Consider the following 17,578-nt stretch of genomic DNA (forward strand, 5'->3'; position numbering starts at 1 on the left):
TTAAAAATATTTAAAATTGGGAAATTATAAATCAATTTATCTCCAAGATTAAGAATTAAATTATTTTTAATATAAAAATCTTTTTTTTCATTAAAATAAAAATAAAATTTTAAATCAAATGATAATAAATTCAAATTTTCTATTTGAATAATATTAAAATAGCTAAAATTATTAATATCTAATATATAAGTTTGAGGAAAATTTTTATAAGAAATCTTCATATTAAAAGAAAATATACTAAAATCTATATTTAAAGTTAAAATAAAACTATAAAATTTTGAAATTGTTTTTAAGTTATTTAAATTTAAAAAACTAACATTATAAAAATAATCATTAATATTAGTTAAATTGTTATTATCATCATCAGAAGATATAAATTCAAAAAAATTAAATGGATAAAGCCTATAATATTGGTTTATATATACTAAATTAAAATTTTTTGATATATTAAATTCAAAAAAGTTATTATTTTTATTGGTAATTTTAAAATAAATCATACCCTCAAAATCAATACCACCATTTGATAAATAATAAGGTGAAAATTTTATATCAAAATATGTATTTTCATTTATATAATAGATACCTTCTATAAAAAAACTTATTAATAAATTTTTAAAAATAAAATAAATAAAACTTGTACCTGCATTAATATGCTCAAAATATTTTTTATAAACTATAAATAAATTATAATAATTTGAAAAATTATTTTTAAAAAAATCAAATCTTAATATTAACAAATTCTCATAATCTATTAAATTAAAATTATTATTAAAATAAAATAAGTTAAAATATGATGAGTTGTTTTTAAAAACTTTTGAATATAGAGTAAAACTATTGTTAAAAGTTAAGATATTATTATTGTTTGAATTATTAGATAAAATTTTTGTGGATAATAAAAAATCATTAAAAATATTATTTTGCTCTAACTCTATATATAAAGGGTTTTTCCTTATATCAAAGATTAAATTTAAAATATAATTTCTCATTAAAAAAATTGTATCAAGATAAAAATAATAAGAATTTAAGAATATATAAGAAAGTTGAAAAATACTTCTATAAAACTTAGTTGAAAATGAAAAAATATTTATATTTAGCTGTTCATCAGATTCAATAAAATTTTCTTTTAATTGTAAATCTTGTATTAAAAGTTCATCATCTATCGGAGCAAATTCTAACTCAATATATTCCAAAGTTGGAACAAATATTTCAATTTTTTCTATATCTATAGTCTCTTGCTCGCCACTCTCTTGACCAAATAAATTCGTAAAAATAAAACTATTAAATAAAAAAATAATAAAATAAATCAAAATAAGATAAAATTTTTTTTTCATAATAAATTTTTCTTAATTATTTCAATTATAAATGAATCTTTCAAATATTTATTAAAATCATTATATTTGTTTGATTTTACATAACCTTTTTTTTCAAGGAAATAAAGATAATAATAGACTATTTCATTTTCAGGACTCAAATTAAAATCAATAATAGCTTCAAAAACTTTATATGCATTATTGTAATCTTTTTGTTTATAATAGAAAAGAGCAAAAAAATACCTTGTCCAAAAAGAGATATAATTATCTTTGCTCTGTATATTTGACCTAAATTCTTTTGTAAATTTTTCAAAATTGTTGTTATAATAAAACTCATTTATATAAATTGCTAAAAAATATGTTCTATTACTTATTTTATTTTGAATAAAATAATATAATATATTTTTAAAAGTCTCTTCTTCTATTAGATCAAATTCTTTAAGAAAATATAGATAAATAAAACTTATATATTTTATTTCTTCAGATTTATTATTATAAATGTTAAAAATTCCTTTTTCTTTAATCTTTTCAATATTTTTTAATTTCAAATAAATGTAAAAAAGAAAGTTATTAATTACAAATTCATTATATTGTCTATTAATTAAATCCTCAAGTATTAATGCTGAATTTTCAAGTAAATTTAATTCATAAAGTATATTTGCTTTATTAAACAAAATATTATTTTTAGAATCTTTATCTTCCACATAATTTAAGCAATAATCAAGATAAATAAGAGCTTTATCTAATTCTTTTTCTTTATAATAATAAGAATATATAAGATAGGATGCATCAAAAATTAACTTCTTATTTTCAAATTTTATTAATGAATTAAAATAATTTACAAAAACATTATCCTTAATTAAAATATTTAACTCTACTAAATAATAGTAAATTAAATCTTTTTTATAATTTGAATCTATGTTTAGAGCCTTTTTTAATTCACTTAAAGCTTTTTCATAATTTTTTAAATTATAATAAATTAAATATTTCTTTATTAATACATCAACTTGTATTTCACTTTCTGAATTACTATTATAAATAAGATCACAAAACTCTAAAGCTTTTATATAATTTTTTGTATTAATATAAGAATCTATAATATAAAAAGCAAGCGAATAATTTTTGTCTATCTGTAATACTTTCTCCTTATACAAAGCTGCTGCTTCATTTATATTTTTTTTACCTATAATTTTTATTGAAGAATATATTACATTTATATATAATTGATCCTCCAACTTAACTCCATTCAAACATTTTTTAATAGAATTATAAGCTATATCATATTTCTTTAAATTATAAGATACAATTGAATGATAGTATAAAATCTCATAATAAATTGGTGAAGAAGGATTATTTTCAATAAAATTAGAAAATAATGTAAAAGCTTTATTAAGATCGTTTTTTTCAATATAGTAAAAACAAATTAATTTTATTGAAAGATCATAAAAAAGATCTCTTCTTTTTGCTTTTTCAATAGCATTATTTAAATAAACTATAGCTTCTTCATGCTTACCAAGTTCATATAAAGAATAACCTAAATAATAATTTAATTTATAATCATTTTGATTAATTTTATAAGATTTTAGAAAAAATTCTAAAGATTTTTCGAAATCTTTTTTTAAAGCAAAAACTCTTCCTAAGTTATATAAAATTTCATAATTATTCTCATAAAACTCTTTATTATTTAAATAATGTGTTTCATATATAGTTTGGAAAAAATCAAAGCTCAAATTATTATAAATCAAATTAAGAGCATAATTAAATATTTTTTCTTTATTTTCAATATTATTAATATATTTTAATATTAGATTAAGTTTTTCTTTATAATCATTTTCAAAATTTAACATATAAATTAAAGAGTTATAAGCAAGCATTTTATCATTAGTTTTATTTATGCAATTTTCAAAATAAATTTTGGCAAGATCTTTGTTGTCTTCAAGTCTTCCCAAATAATAAAAAACATAATCTATATTTTCGAAAGAAGGATTATTTAACAGAATATACTCAAAATATATCTTATTTCCAGTAATTTTTCCTAAGTAATAATATGAATAAAAAAAATATTCAGATTTAGGATAATTTTTTATTATTATATTAAATTCATCTTTAGCTTCTTTATATTTCTTTTGTTTATAGTAGGACTTCCCTAAATAATAAATAGTGTCATCAATAAGGTCACTTTCTGCGTATTTTAATAAGAATCTTCTAAATTCAATTTCAGCTTTATCAAATAAGGATAAATTAAAATATAGCCTTCCTAGAGTAAAAGATAAGTAAGGTTTATAAATTTCATCATTGCTATTTATACCTTTGTTTAAAAAGTAAAATGCAAGATCAAACTCTCCTATTTGAATTAAGGAAATGGAAAAATAATAGTAATACTTTCCAATTTCATTAATTTTATCTTCAAACTTAGAAATCTTATTAAACCATATGGTTGATTGTTTATAGTCTTGAAAAAAAAATGAAATAACTCCTTTATAATATTCACAATATTCATAATATAGCTTAAAGTATTCTTCTTTTATTTTTTCAAAATAACTTTTTGATAAATCAAAATTTCCAAGATAAAAATTTGAAACACCAAGTAAATAATAATAAAAATCTTTTTCTTTATCTGAAAGTGTCTCAAAATATATTTGTGAATTGACTATAACCAAACAATTTAATATAACTTTATAAAATAACTTATTTTTAAAATAAAAAAGAATCTCTTCTTTATTATAATTTAAATATTTATCTTGATTACTAAAATCATTACTTAAAAAATCATAAGCTAAAATATTAATTCTTATTAAAATAAATAAGATAAATATAATAGATAAAATAATTAATTTATGATTTTTACTTCTGTAATACTTTTTTACCATTTTTCTCAGATTTTTTTACATCTTCTATCTTAAATTTCAAAAGGCCTTTTTCACTAAAAAATTTTACAATACTATCTTCTTTTGCTTCACCTTTAAGGATTAAATCTGATAAAAGATCTTCTATTTCTTTTTGAATCAGTCTTCTCAAAGGCCTAGCTCCATATTTAGAATCAGCTCCTTTTTCAATTAAATAATCTTTTGCTGAATCACTTATTTCTATTTTAATTTTATAATTTTTCAAAGTAGTTTGAACTTCTTCAATCATAATATCAATGATTTTATAAAGGTGTTCTTTTTCAAGAGGATGAAAAATAATAAAATCATCTACTCTATTTAGAAATTCAGGATTAAAACTTTTCTTTAATTGATTTAATACTTTAGATTTAATATCTGCATAATTTAATTTATTATCTTCTCCAATATTGAATCCTGGAGCTTTATAACTTAATATTTCCTTAGCTCCAATATTAGAAGTCATTATTATAATTGTATTCTTAAAATCAACCCTATGACCTAAATTATCAAATAATTCTCCTTCTTCAAGAACTTGAAGCAACATATTAAAAAAATCAGGATGAGCTTTTTCAATCTCATCAAAAAGAATTAAAGAATATGGTTTTCTTCTTACTTTTTCTGTAAGTTCACCACCTTCTTCATAACCAATATATCCAGGAGGGGCTCCAACAAGTCTAGATACATTATGTTTCTCCATAAAATCTGACATATCAATTCTAATTAAAGCTTCTTGTGTTCCAAATAAAAATTCAGCAAGTCTTCTTGCTAATTCAGTTTTACCTACTCCTGTTGGCCCGAGAAAAATAAAAGATCCAATAGGTTTTTTTAATTTTTTAATTCCTAATCTTCCCCTCTTTATTGCTCTTGAAACTGCCTCAATAGCTTCATCTTGACCAACAACAAACTTTTTCAAAATTTCTTGCATTTTAACAAGTCTTTCTGTTTCAGATGTCTTTAATTTTTCAACATTAATGCCAGTCATTCTTGAAACTACTTCTGCAACTATATCCTTAGTTACAATATTATGTTCTTTATCCATTACTTTGCTTATTTCCCAGTTAGATTTTAATAAAATATATTTGTTATAATAATAGTTTAATTTTTCTTGTATTTGAGGTAATTTCTCATATTCTTTATTTCTGAAATAGTTTTCTTTAAGCTCTGTTAATCTCTTCATTTCTAATCTTATATCTTGTAATTCATTAGGTGGAATATTATAAATTATATTTATATATGAACCAGATTCATCTAAAATATCTATTGCCTTATCTGGAAGAAATCTATCATTTATATATTTTTTTGATAATTCAACAATATATTTTAAAACTTCCTCACTATATTTTACTTTATGATAATCTTCATATTTAGATGCTATACCTTTTAATATTTCAAGTGTTTCTTCTTCAGATGGTTCATCTATAACTATAGGCTGAAATCTTCTTTCTAAAGCCTGATCTTTTTCAATTCTCTTTTTATATTCATCAAAAGTTGTTGCTCCAATAATTTGGACTTCTCCTCTGGCAAGAAAAGGTTTCAACATATTTGAAGCATCAATAGCCCCTTCAGCACCACCAGCTCCAACTATAGTATGAATTTCATCTATAAATAATATACAATTTTTTGTTTTAGAAAGTTCCGATAATATTTTGCTCATTCTCTCTTCAAATTCACCTCTATATTTGGTACCAGCAACTATAGTTCCCATTTCCATCTTTAATATTCTTTTATTAAAAAGATTTTTAGGAACCTGTTCTGCTATAATCCTTTGTGCTAAACCTTCTACAATTGCTGTTTTACCAACTCCAGGATATCCTATTAATATAGGATTATTCTTCATTCTTCTTGAAAGAACTTGAATAACCCTTTCTATCTCTTTTTCTCTTCCAATTATCGGGTCAAGTTGTTCAAGCCAAGCTAGTTCTGTTAAATCCTTACAAAACCTATCCAAAACCATAGTAGAAATATTTGATTTTGGTTTTTTCTTTATTTTTGAGTAAGGATCATTTCCAAATTTTTTTAATATATCAGTAACCTTTTCTTCTGTAATGCCATATCTCATAAATATATCATATAAATCAGTTCCTTTTGAATTATATATAATTGAAATCAATAAGTGTTCAGGTGTAATCTGGTGATCATTAAACTTTTGCATTACAGTTTTAGAATATTTTAAACAAGCATTAGCATTAGCATTAAAATCATAATTTGATAATGGCGAAATTACAGGTGCTCTTGCAATAGTTAATGAAACTTCCTTTTCAAACTCATCCATATTATCTTGAACGATATTGCTTATCAAAAAGTAAGCAAGCCCTATCTTTTCTCTTATTATACCAAGAATAAAATGTGCAGGAGTAATTGCAAGAGAGTTTAAATCAGTTGCAATTTTTTTAGAAATTTTTAAAACTAAATTTTGTAGATCTTCTGAAAATAATTCTTCCATTAATATTCCTTTTTTATATTAATTTATCTTTCTATTAAAATATAACAAAATAATATTTTTTTGTAAAATCATAAAAATAGATTTAATATTCAACAAATTTATAGTTTTCTATTTTAAATTTATAGTCACATTGTGCAGCAATACTTAAATCATGAGTAACAATTATCAATAATTTATTTTTTTTTCTCACAATATTTAACAAGAGCTCTATTATAGTACTTCTATTTTTAACATCTAAGTTTCCTGTTGGCTCATCAGCAAGTATCACATCTGGATCATTAATTAATGCTCTTGCTAATGCTATCCTTTGTGCTTCACCTCCAGAAATTTCAGTAATTTTATTTTTCTTTAAATGACTTATATTTACTTCTTCCATTAATTGCAACGCTCTTTCATAAGCTATATTCTTTTTTATGCCCTTTTTCAAAGCTGGTAAAATTATATTTTCTATAATATTCAATTCCGGAAGAAGATAAAAAGATTGGAAAACATAGCCATAATTTTCATTTCTTAATTTTGATAATGCATATTCATCTAGCTGATTAATTTCATATTTTTCTTTAAATATTATTTTCCCCCTATCAATATAATCAAAACCAGAAACTAAATTTAAAAAAGTTGTTTTACCACTTCCAGAAACTCCAGTTATTGCATATGTAAAATTATTAAAAAAAGAAACATTTAAATTTTGAAATATTGTTATTTCCTTATCAAAAATAAAATAACTTTTATCAACATTCTCAATTTTTAATATCGGAATATTATTAATTTTATTCATTATGAATAACCTCTTTCGGTTTTAAAGAAGCAGCTTTTTTTGCTGGTAGATAGCTAGATATTAAAATTACAATAGTTGAAAAAAATATAATTGAAAAAACTTCAAAAAACTTTACTTTAACAGGAACTTTTTCAAAATAGTAAATTTCTCTAGAAAAAATTTGAAATTTTGGAATATAATATTTTATGTTAAACAATGTTAAAATCTCATTAATAAAACCTATAAAATTATTTATGAATTTTTCTAAAATATTAAAGAATAAATCAAGATTTTTTGTCAATAAAAGCCCAATAATTAAACCTATAGATACACCAACAATAGCAATAATCAAACCATAATATATAAATATTGATTTTATGTCATCAGGACTAAAACCTAATGCCTTTAGAATTCCTATTTCTTTTCTTTTTATCATTATTAACATTATTTGAGAGGATACCATATTAAAAGCAGCTACTATTATGATTAAAAAAATTATAAAAATTAATAAATTTTTTTCATTTTTAAAAGCTTCATATAAACTGCCCATGTAGTCCATCCAAGTTAAAGCTCTATACTCAAAACCATACAATTTCAATATTTCATTTTTTACATAATTCACATTTTTTAAATCATCAACAATAATGCTTATAGAGTAACAAGATTTTTTATCTAGATTAAGAATATATTGCGCAAGTTCAATAGAAGAATAAAAAATAGAAGAATCAACAGGATAGAACCCTGTCTTAAATATTGCATGAGCCTTAGTAATTTTAAATCTTGGAATTATATTATTACCTGTAATACTATATAGAGCAATATTTGAATTTAAATTGAAGTTTTTTAAATAAGCAAATTCACTACCAATAATTAGTATATCTTCTCTTTTATTTAAATTTCCCTCTTTAATTATAAAATTTTTTTTAAAAAATTCTGAATTAAAATAATCTTTTCCATAAGCTCGTAATAAAGTACTACCAATATTGCCATCTATATTATAGAGAATAGGAGTTTCAATAACTGGAAAAGCTAACTTTATATTTTCTATTTTATATAATTGGTTAATAATTTGTTCATAATTATCAATTTTTTCATCAAAAACTTTTTTTAAGGTTATATGAAATGATTGTAAACTTATTGTTTTTTCAATTGTATTGTCTTGAAATCCATTCATAACAGATACTACTGTTATTAAAACTGCTATACCAAGAATAACACCTACAATTGAAAAAATGGTAAATATAGAAAAAAAACCTTTTTGCTCTTTACCTGAAAGATATCTAAAAGTTAAAAAAATATTAACTTTATCCATATAAACCTTCTAAATAAAAATTTACCATTTAATTAAAATATATCAATTTATCAATAAAATAATTATATTTTATTTAACAGCATAGAAATCCTTCAGATTAATAATAAATTCTTATTTTAGATTATCAAATTATATAATGAAAAAACTAGAAAAAAAGAAAAATCTAAAATGTTTCATCAATATTTTGAGTACCACAAATTGGACAATGTATTATGAAATTTTCTCCTTCGAATTCTTCAAAATCATAATCATCCAAATCTTTATAAATAATCCATTTATAGCCACATTCATTACAAAAAAGGTGAATTTCATTCTTTACTGTATTTTCATTTAACCTTTTCCCCAACTCATATATTTTTCCCATTTTTTACCCTTTTAAAATTAACATATTACTATATAATAATATAGCCTATTTTATAATAAATTCAACACTTCAATATAAACCTTTGCCCACTATTGTATTTATATAAATATTATTAATTACAAACTAAATTAAAAATATATCTTAATCATCATAAATAAAATTTTATACTTTTTTATTAATCACTACTTAATTCTGGAATTAAAAATACTTGGCCAGGGAAGATTAAATCAGGATTTGAAATCTTATCTATATTTGCAATCCATATTAAAGGCCATAAAAATGGATTTTTATAAAAATATTCAGCTATTCTCCATAAACAATCTCTTCTTGCAGGATTTAATTTTACAGTATAATATTTCCCTTTTCTTTCGATAGTTCCAAAAAACTTAACACTTTTCATTAATATTTCTTTACAAATATTTATAGTGTCTATAAACTTTTTTTCCTTATAAAAATTTTCAGCTAATTGATATTTGTTCAATAAATCTTTAAATAATTCTTTTTCTTCAGAAGAAAATCCTTTCTCTTCCATTGCAAGATTATCTAATAATACTTTTGTTTCAAATAAATATCTTTGAGCTTCAATATCTTGAATTAACAAAAGCTTATCTTTTGTTGCTTGCTTTAAAGAATTTCCGAGTACTACTGCTGAATCAATCAAATCTTTAGCAGTAATATAATCGTTTTTTCTAATAGAATCTTCTAATGATCTTAATAAATTTTTAAATTTATCATAATCTTCTTTCAAATATAAATATGATTGTAATTCAAAAATTTCATCATTAAGTGCTAAAACTTCTCCGTATTTAAGCATCACATAATTTTTATAAGATTCCATAGTATTATATATTTGATTAGCTTTATTTATAGCTTCCTGGTATGAAACTATTGCATTAGCATAATCTTTTTTTTCTTCATACATCTTAGCTTTTTTAGTTAATTCTTCAATTTCTTTAAATTCTAGAGAAAAATTTTTCACATCTTTATAATCTTCTATTTTCTTTTTTTCTTCTTCAAGCTTCTTAGAAAGTTCTGCAGTTTTCGCTTTTCCAATTTCATTATAAGCAAATTCAGCTTTTGTTCTTGCTTTAGTAATAACTTCATTAAATTTTTGCATATTTCCTTCATTAAAATACTTTAATGCTTCCTGATAAACTTCTTTTGCTTCTTTGTATGATGTGTCTTGATCAGTAGCTCCTAGCTCTTCTGTTTTTACAATAATTGATTTAACTTCATCTAAAAGTTTTTTTGCTTCTTCCTTATTTGGTTCTTCTTTTTTCTGTTCTTCAACTTTTTGTTCTTGTTTTACTTCGCTTTTCTTAGTCTGACAAGATGTGAAAATTAATAAAAAAGAAATTATTATTAAAATAAATATCAACATTTTTTTATTCATATTTTCCCTCTTAATTTTTTTTTATTATAATTTTTATGTTAATTAAATTTTTCTTTCCATTATATTAATATGGTTTTTAATAATTTCAACTTTAAAAAATTATTTTTCTTAAAAATTTTGTTAACCAGATAAAAGATAATATGGATCAAAACTTTCATAATTAATTAAAAATTCTTTTAAATTTTTTACTTCATCATTATCTAATTCAGGATATTTTTCAATCAAATCTTTTGCATCATTAGCTGCTACTTTTAAAATTTTACTATGTTCTATGATATCTGCAACTTTAAACTCAAGTTTTCCAGATTGTTTTTCACCAAATATTTCTCCTGGCCCCCTTAATTTTAAATCAAATTCAGATATTTCAAAACCATCATCTGTTTCAACTATTTTTTTTAACCTTTGATAAGCTAAATCTGATATCTTATCATCTGATATTAATATGCACACACCTTCTTTGTCTCCTCTTCCTATTCTTCCCCTAAGTTGATGTAATGTCGACAGACCAAACTGTTGAGCTTCTTCAATAACTATAAATGTAGCATCTGGGATATCTATTCCTACACTTACAATTGTTGTAGAAACTAAAATATCTACTCTATTATTTTTAAATTTATCAATTATTTGCTTAACTTCATCCTCTTTCATTTTTCCATGGATTAACTCAACTTTATAATTGCTAAAAATATTTTTTATATATAAAAAATTCTCTTTTGCCGAATCAAGCTCAAGCAAGTTATCTTCTTCAATAACTGGATATATAAAGAAACCCTTACCTCCTTTTATTAAATTATCATTTATAATTTTTATTGCTTCATCAAATAAAGATTTTTTAAAAAGATAAGTTAAAACTTTTTTTCTACCTTCTGGTTTTTCTTTAATAATGCTAATATCAAGATCTCCATAAATTGTAAGGTTAAAACTTCTAGGAATAGGTGTTGCTGTTAAAACTATTAAGTCTACATTTTCACCTTTATTTCTAAGTAATAGTCTCTGATGTACTCCAAATTTTTGTTGTTCATCAATAATTATTAACTTTAAATTTTTAAATACAACATCATTCTGAATAATTGAATGGGTACCAAATATCAAATTAGTAAAACCTTCTTTAATATTTTTAATAATTTTGTTTCTCTCACTATTTTTAGTTGAAGATGTTAGTAGTTCAACTTTAATCCATTTTAAATCTTCACTTTTTAAAATAAAATTAATAAAATTTTGATAATGCTGTGTAGCTAAAATTTCAGTCGGTGCCATAAAGGCAACTTGATAATCATTTTCTATATAATTTAAAAGAAATGCAAAAGAAACTATCGTTTTACCTGATCCAACATCCCCCTGTATAAGGCGATTTATTAAAAAAACACCTTTATAATCATTGTTTAATTCATTAATAACTTTTATTTGATCTTTTGTTAAATTAAAATTTAAATTTTTTATAAATTTGTATTGTAAATTAAAACTTGAGCAATTTCTTTTAACTTTAATTTTTGAAGTTAACCTCTTTTTTAAATAAATTTGAATCATGTATATTAAAAATTCTAAATATGCAAAAATTTCTTTAGCTTTCCTATATTCTTCAAGATTATCTGGAAAATGCATTTTATATAGAACCTTAAAAAACGAGGGAAGATTATATTTAACTTTTAAATAATTTGGAATAATATCTTTTATATATTTATAATATTCTTTAAATGCTTCTTTAATTATATTGATAAGATTAAATAATGTTAAGTTTTTAGTTAAAGAATAATAGGGTAAAAATTTATAATTTTTAACTAAATATTCTGGAATTATTTTAAAATTAGAAGAACTATAAGAGTTTGAAAAGTAATCTCTTTTAAACTTACCATAAATAAAAATAATATCTCCTAAACTAATTCTATCATAGTAAAAATCTCTATTAAAAAATAATAATTTAAATATATTTTCCTGACTTACTCCTTTTATATAGAAAGAACCTCTTTTAGAATTCAAAAAGCTTTTTTCAATTACTTTTATTTTAATAAAGATCGACTTATTAATAATTTCTAGGTCACTTAAACAATTGTTTTCTTTTAATTCAATAAATCCTTTAGGAAAATAAGTTAGCAAATCATATATAGTCTCAATATCAAGTTTTTTTAATAATTGAGCTTTTTTAGGACCAACTCCTTTTATATATTGCACATTATTATTTAAAGGTTCTTTTTTTTCTATCTTATCCATAATTCATTAATTCAAAAGTATTCCAAGAAACAAAGATATTCTTAGCTAAAATTAACTAAAAAGTTCTTCTTTTATAATATTTTTATATTGCTTAATAATGTCTTCAAAAATCTCAAGATTAAATTTTTGATACTTAAAAGAATTTTTATCAGAATAGTTTAATTTATCAATAAAATTCTTTTCAAATTTGGAAGATTTCTCATTACTTATTGCAGGTAGTCCTTTAGAAATAAGCATTGAATTAAGTTTTCCATATATCTTTCCTTTAAATTCAAAAAATTCTTCAAATTCAGACTTTATTCCACGAACATCAAATCCTCTAATTAATGCAAAAAAGGATTTTTTCCTAAAGTAATAAACTATTGCATCTAGTATTAAATTTTTAGATAAGTTCTCATCACCAGCAATGATTGCATATGATATTTTTTTTTCGTATTTTTTTATTTTACCAGCAATTTTTAGTTTTTCACTAACCCACAAGTACGTAATAATAAGAGAAAGCAAAATAATAAAAATTAAAATATAAGAAAACATGATGATATTTCCTTTTTAATTTCAATAACTATAATCCATGCTTATTATAGTTCCAATTAAATTCTCTTTCTTTAAATTTTCTAAAACTATTTTAGCTTCTTCAAGAAAATGAAATGGCCCTACACCATATATAGTATATATCTCATTTTTATTAAAGTAAAGTGGATAATTATATTTGCTTATTATTTTGGAAAACTTTTCAAAAGAAACTTTAAATTCATCATTGTTAATATCTATATTTTTAACAACAATATAATATATATTGTAATAATTTCTTTTATAAATTTCATCAATATTACTAAATAATTTTTTTTTAATATTATCTAAATTATAAATATTCCTTTTAGAAAAAGCAATAATATTTTCTCTTAAATTTTCATCAATAAAATTCAAATTTTCATCTTTAAATAATTCTTTTGCAAAATAAATTTTATATTCACCTATTGAATTATTAAATAGCTCCAATAAATTTGTGAAATAAATTGTTGTATCTTTAAAATAATAATAACAATTTATAAAATATTTTAAAGAAATATCTCTATTTTTACTGAAATATAATGTTACTTTTCCTTTATAATAAAGAGCAATGGCTAATAATTCTTTATTTGACGCAGTTAATAGAATATTATCTAATTTATCATTTAAAATATCTACTTTTTTTGATTTATAAAGAGATTCTAAATAATTAATTTCAATTAAATATCTTAATTTTTTACTTTTACTAAATTTTAAATAATATTGATAAATTTCCTCAATTGCTTTATAATTTTCATTTAATAAATAAATATCTGTAATTCTTTTAACTGAATCTTCCCACCAAATTGAATCTTCATAATAAAAAATTACTCTTTTTAAATAAGATAGAATATTAAAATAATCAGAATCAACAAAACTTAAAAAAAATAAAATATCTGGAATCTTTTTTGAACCTGGAAATTTAACTAAAAAATCTTTGCCTACTTTAATTGCTTCCTGATCCTCAGTTATAACTTTATTTAAAAATATTTTATAATAAGACTCTTCATTTATCTGAGAATTTATCTTCTTAAAGTTAAATGGAGTAATTAATAAAAATAAAATAAAAATAAATAAAAAATAAATTTTAAATTTTATTTTCATATAATCTTTCTATCTCGATTCAAAAAGTATCTTTATCGTTTTTTATTATTTTCTTACTTAAAAGATTAATATCAATATTTTCTATACTCTTTTTTTTATTATTCTTAATTTTATTTTTTTCTATTTTATCTTTTAAACTTTTTATTTTATTACTTTCAATCTTATATATCAAATTAATTATAAAAAAAAGAATAAAACTAAAACCAAATGAAATAAAAACAATAGTAACAATAGAAACATCTTTATATATTTTACCATAAAAATTTATTTCTGTTTTATAGTTAATATTAAGAATAACAAATACTATTAATAAAACAAAAAATATAATATTAAATAATATTTTTAACATTTAATAATTCCCCTACAAAAGTTTTTCCTTTTAAGTTTTTTAATTTAACATCTACAATATTTGAAGGATTTAAATAACTTTTTTCTATTACACCATTAAAACCATCAAATGTTTTAAATAAATAATAATTATTTGAATATTTAGATTCTTTTAAAATAATAGCTCTTTTTATTTTATTAATGTTTTCTTTTCTCTTCTCTACTGATATACTTTGTACTAAATTAACTAAATATAGAAGCCTTTTATCTTTAACTTCTTCAGGAATATTATCATCAAACAATTTTTTCACAATTGGTCTTTTAGAGTATTTATATGTGAAAGCATCTATAAATCTAACATTTTTTACTATGTTTAAGGTTTCTTGAAAATCATCTTCACTTTCAAAAGGGAATCCAACTATAATATCAGTGGTAAAATTTATATCGTTTCTAAATTTATAAAAATTTTCAATAATGTTCATATATTGAGTTATAGTATATTTTCTATTCATTAGTCTCAAAATCTTATCAGATCCTGATTGTAAAGGTAAATGTATAACTTTTGTTAACTTTGGTAATTCACAAATTGTTTTTATAAGTCCCAAATCAAAATCTTTTGGATGAGGAGATAAAAATGAGATATATTCTATGCCATCAATATTGTGTAATTTGGTTATAAGTTCAGAAAAACTAATATCATTATTATCTTTCCCATAATATAAAACATTTTGCCCAAGTAATATAATATAGTTAACTCCTTGTTCTGCAAGTTTTTTCACATCATTAATTATATCTTCACTATTCCTTGAAACCTCTTTACCTCTTAAATAAGGCACAATACAATAACTACAATAATTAGAGCAACCATGAACTATACTCACATAAGCCAAAAATTGATATTCTTTATCAATACCAGAGTTTAAAAAATTAAAATCATCATACTCATTTGCACTTATAAAATTTACATCTCTATCTCTCTTATAATTTTTATATATTTTTTCATCAAATGAAAAACTACTTAATATATAATCTAAAATAATTTCTTGTCTTTTAGTTCCTACTATAAAATCTGCGTATTTTTTTTCAATGAAATACTCCCTATATTCTTCACTCATACAACCTGCAATTATTACTTTAAAATTTAATCCTTCTCTTTTTAATTTTTTAAAAAAAGATAACCTACCAAAAGCTCTATCTTCAGCAGATTTTCTTACTGAACATGTAAAAATAATAATAAAATCAGAATCTTCAATTTTCTCACAAATGTTAATATTATTCTTTTTTAAAATATTTATAAGAGAATTAGCTTGCGATTTATTCATCTCACAACCATATATTTCAAAATATACATTCAAATTCTTATTAAATTCATTCATGCTAGTAACCTCTTAAATAGAATAAAACTAATTTTACTTTTTTCAATTATTCTTTTGACATTTTAAATTTTATCGATAAAATATTTATAAGAAGATTTTATTTTTCTTTTCTACTTAGAGGAATATATGGAAAAATACATCATTTTAAAAGGAAGAGTTAGATCAGATTCCCTAAATTTTTACGGAGTTTTTGTGTTAATTATAGACAGAGATCTAAAAATATTAGATAAACTAGATGTTGTTGCTTCTAGAATACCAACTTTATTTAATACAGTACAAAGTGAAACATGGGATTCACTTCAGAAAGCAATTATTCAAAATATTTTTGATGGTAAAAATATTGATAATTTAAGCAAATCTATAACAATGGCTATAGATAAACTATTTCTTAATGAAGATGTTGATTATTTGATAAATTTAATTGAAAATGACATGACAAAATTTATCACAATTTTTGAAGAAAACCTTAATAGAACCTTTCAGAAAGGAAATATTAAAGTTGAAATTTTTAAAAATTACGCTCAAACACTTGAAACACAGAAAAAATTTGAAGAAGATATTTCTCAAAGTATAGCAGGACTAGACAATTCACTTTTAACTTTTGATATTCCACCTGGAGTTTCTGTAATTCCAGTTAAACCAGTTCTTGCTCCAGTTTCTGGTACTCCAATATATGAATTACAGAATGGAGATAATATTTATGTAAATCTAGATCCAAATTTTGATAAATATAGAGAATATGTAAATTATTTTAATTTAAAACAGGATGATAAAATTTTACCTATAAAAGCACAAATATTAGAAATACTTATTGATTTAAATAATAACTTTGTAATTCTTGTTAAATTGGATGATACAACTTATGGTCAAATAATTGAAGAAGAAAAAGTTAAAATTAGAAAAGTTGAAGAAAAAGATTTTTATGAAAATATAAATCAAAAAATAAAAATGTATGATCCACAACTTAAATATAACGAAAAGAAAGCAAAAAGAAATAATTCTGCTGCAATAGTTTTATTTGGAATAGCAATTTTACTAATAATTGTCTTAATTATATTACTTTTTACTTAATGTGCCACCATGAAACATGAAATATAAAATAATTCAATTGATTACAGCTTTATTTTCGAACTTTTCAATATTCTATTAATTTGGAGGTGGGGAGAGTCGAACTCCCGTCCGAACAGAAAGGAACATAAAAATTTACATGCTTAGCTTCTTGATTTATTTCTTCCTGAAAAGTTCAAGAAGCAAAACTCTTCAGGAAATATCACAGTAACTAATCTCTATATAACCTGTGATATTATATAGAGATGTCCGATAAGTATGACAGCTTTTTATAGATCCATCGGACAGAATCTATAAAAGCCGGGCTACTTTTTCTTAAGCAGCCATTGGTAATACAGAATTGTCACTTCTTTTGAAGTGTAGGGTTTAATGACTCCTACCGGTCAGCATGAATTTTATGCTCTTATCTGCCCGTCGAAACCAAAATTCACCCCCTTTATTTAAGAAAAGTTAAAATTATAAAAAATTATACTCAAAAAATT

Annotated in this window: 13 protein-coding genes and 1 other RNA gene; 1 reads left to right on the forward strand and 13 read right to left on the reverse strand. The window is 21.5% G+C overall.

Annotation, left to right across the window (positions count from 1 at the left end; translation table 11 throughout):
- The 12 genes from N3A58_03715 to miaB form a co-directional block, all read right to left on the reverse strand.
- A partial coding sequence (locus tag N3A58_03715) for a hypothetical protein (GenBank protein MCX8058504.1) occupies positions 1 to 1,331 on the reverse strand: 1,331 nt, incomplete at its 3' end.
- A complete protein-coding gene (locus N3A58_03720) occupies positions 1,328 to 4,180 on the reverse strand; it encodes a tetratricopeptide repeat protein (protein ID MCX8058505.1) in 2,853 nt (950 codons plus the stop codon). The genes N3A58_03715 and N3A58_03720, both read right to left, overlap by 4 nt.
- Entirely contained in the window at positions 4,155 to 6,638 is a 2,484-nt protein-coding gene (locus tag N3A58_03725) for an ATP-dependent Clp protease ATP-binding subunit (GenBank protein ID MCX8058506.1), read from the reverse strand. The genes N3A58_03720 and N3A58_03725 overlap by 26 nt, the downstream gene beginning before the upstream one ends.
- Positions 6,639 to 6,720: 82 nt before the next feature.
- On the reverse strand, positions 6,721 to 7,416 hold the full coding sequence (locus tag N3A58_03730; protein ID MCX8058507.1) for an ABC transporter ATP-binding protein: 696 nt from the start codon (positions 7,414 to 7,416) through the stop codon (positions 6,721 to 6,723).
- Complete coding sequence (locus N3A58_03735; protein ID MCX8058508.1) at positions 7,409 to 8,707, reverse strand: FtsX-like permease family protein; 1,299 nt, start codon at positions 8,705 to 8,707, stop codon at positions 7,409 to 7,411. Before N3A58_03735 ends, N3A58_03730 begins: the two co-directional genes overlap by 8 nt.
- Before the next feature lie 163 nt (positions 8,708 to 8,870).
- The gene (locus N3A58_03740) at positions 8,871 to 9,071 is read right to left on the reverse strand and encodes a hypothetical protein (GenBank protein MCX8058509.1); all 201 of its coding nucleotides are present in this window, start codon (positions 9,069 to 9,071) and stop codon (positions 8,871 to 8,873) included.
- A 175-nt stretch (positions 9,072 to 9,246) separates the two neighbouring features.
- Entirely contained in the window at positions 9,247 to 10,464 is a 1,218-nt protein-coding gene (locus N3A58_03745) for a LysM peptidoglycan-binding domain-containing protein (protein ID MCX8058510.1), read from the reverse strand.
- Between the two features lie 120 nt (positions 10,465 to 10,584).
- Positions 10,585 to 12,672: an ATP-dependent DNA helicase RecG gene (gene recG, locus N3A58_03750; protein ID MCX8058511.1), complete on the reverse strand. Its 2,088-nt coding sequence runs from the start codon at positions 12,670 to 12,672 to the stop codon at positions 10,585 to 10,587.
- A gap of 51 nt (positions 12,673 to 12,723) precedes the next feature.
- A complete protein-coding gene (locus N3A58_03755; GenBank protein ID MCX8058512.1) occupies positions 12,724 to 13,206 on the reverse strand; it encodes a hypothetical protein in 483 nt (160 codons plus the stop codon).
- A gap of 21 nt (positions 13,207 to 13,227) precedes the next feature.
- Positions 13,228 to 14,325 (reverse strand): hypothetical protein, encoded by a 1,098-nt coding sequence (locus N3A58_03760; GenBank protein ID MCX8058513.1) that lies wholly within the window; start codon positions 14,323 to 14,325, stop codon positions 13,228 to 13,230.
- Positions 14,326 to 14,344: 19 nt separating this feature from the next.
- Entirely contained in the window at positions 14,345 to 14,674 is a 330-nt protein-coding gene (locus tag N3A58_03765; GenBank protein ID MCX8058514.1) for a hypothetical protein, read from the reverse strand.
- Positions 14,655 to 16,028: a tRNA (N6-isopentenyl adenosine(37)-C2)-methylthiotransferase MiaB gene (gene miaB, locus N3A58_03770; protein ID MCX8058515.1), complete on the reverse strand. Its 1,374-nt coding sequence runs from the start codon at positions 16,026 to 16,028 to the stop codon at positions 14,655 to 14,657. Before miaB ends, N3A58_03765 begins: the two co-directional genes overlap by 20 nt.
- A 126-nt stretch (positions 16,029 to 16,154) precedes the next feature.
- Here miaB and N3A58_03775 point away from each other — a divergent pair, with 126 nt between their 5' ends.
- Positions 16,155 to 17,099 carry a hypothetical protein gene (locus N3A58_03775; protein MCX8058516.1) on the forward strand — a complete coding sequence of 315 codons (945 nt, stop codon included), beginning with the start codon at positions 16,155 to 16,157 and terminating at the stop codon, positions 17,097 to 17,099.
- A gap of 80 nt (positions 17,100 to 17,179) precedes the next feature.
- Here N3A58_03775 and ssrA read toward each other — a convergent pair.
- Positions 17,180 to 17,531: a transfer-messenger RNA gene (ssrA, locus tag N3A58_03780) on the reverse strand.
- Between the last annotated feature and the right edge of the window lie 47 nt (positions 17,532 to 17,578).

Source organism: Spirochaetota bacterium, from assembly GCA_026415295.1.
In the GTDB taxonomy this organism is placed as follows: Bacteria; Spirochaetota; JAAYUW01; order JAAYUW01; family JAOAHJ01; genus JAOAHJ01.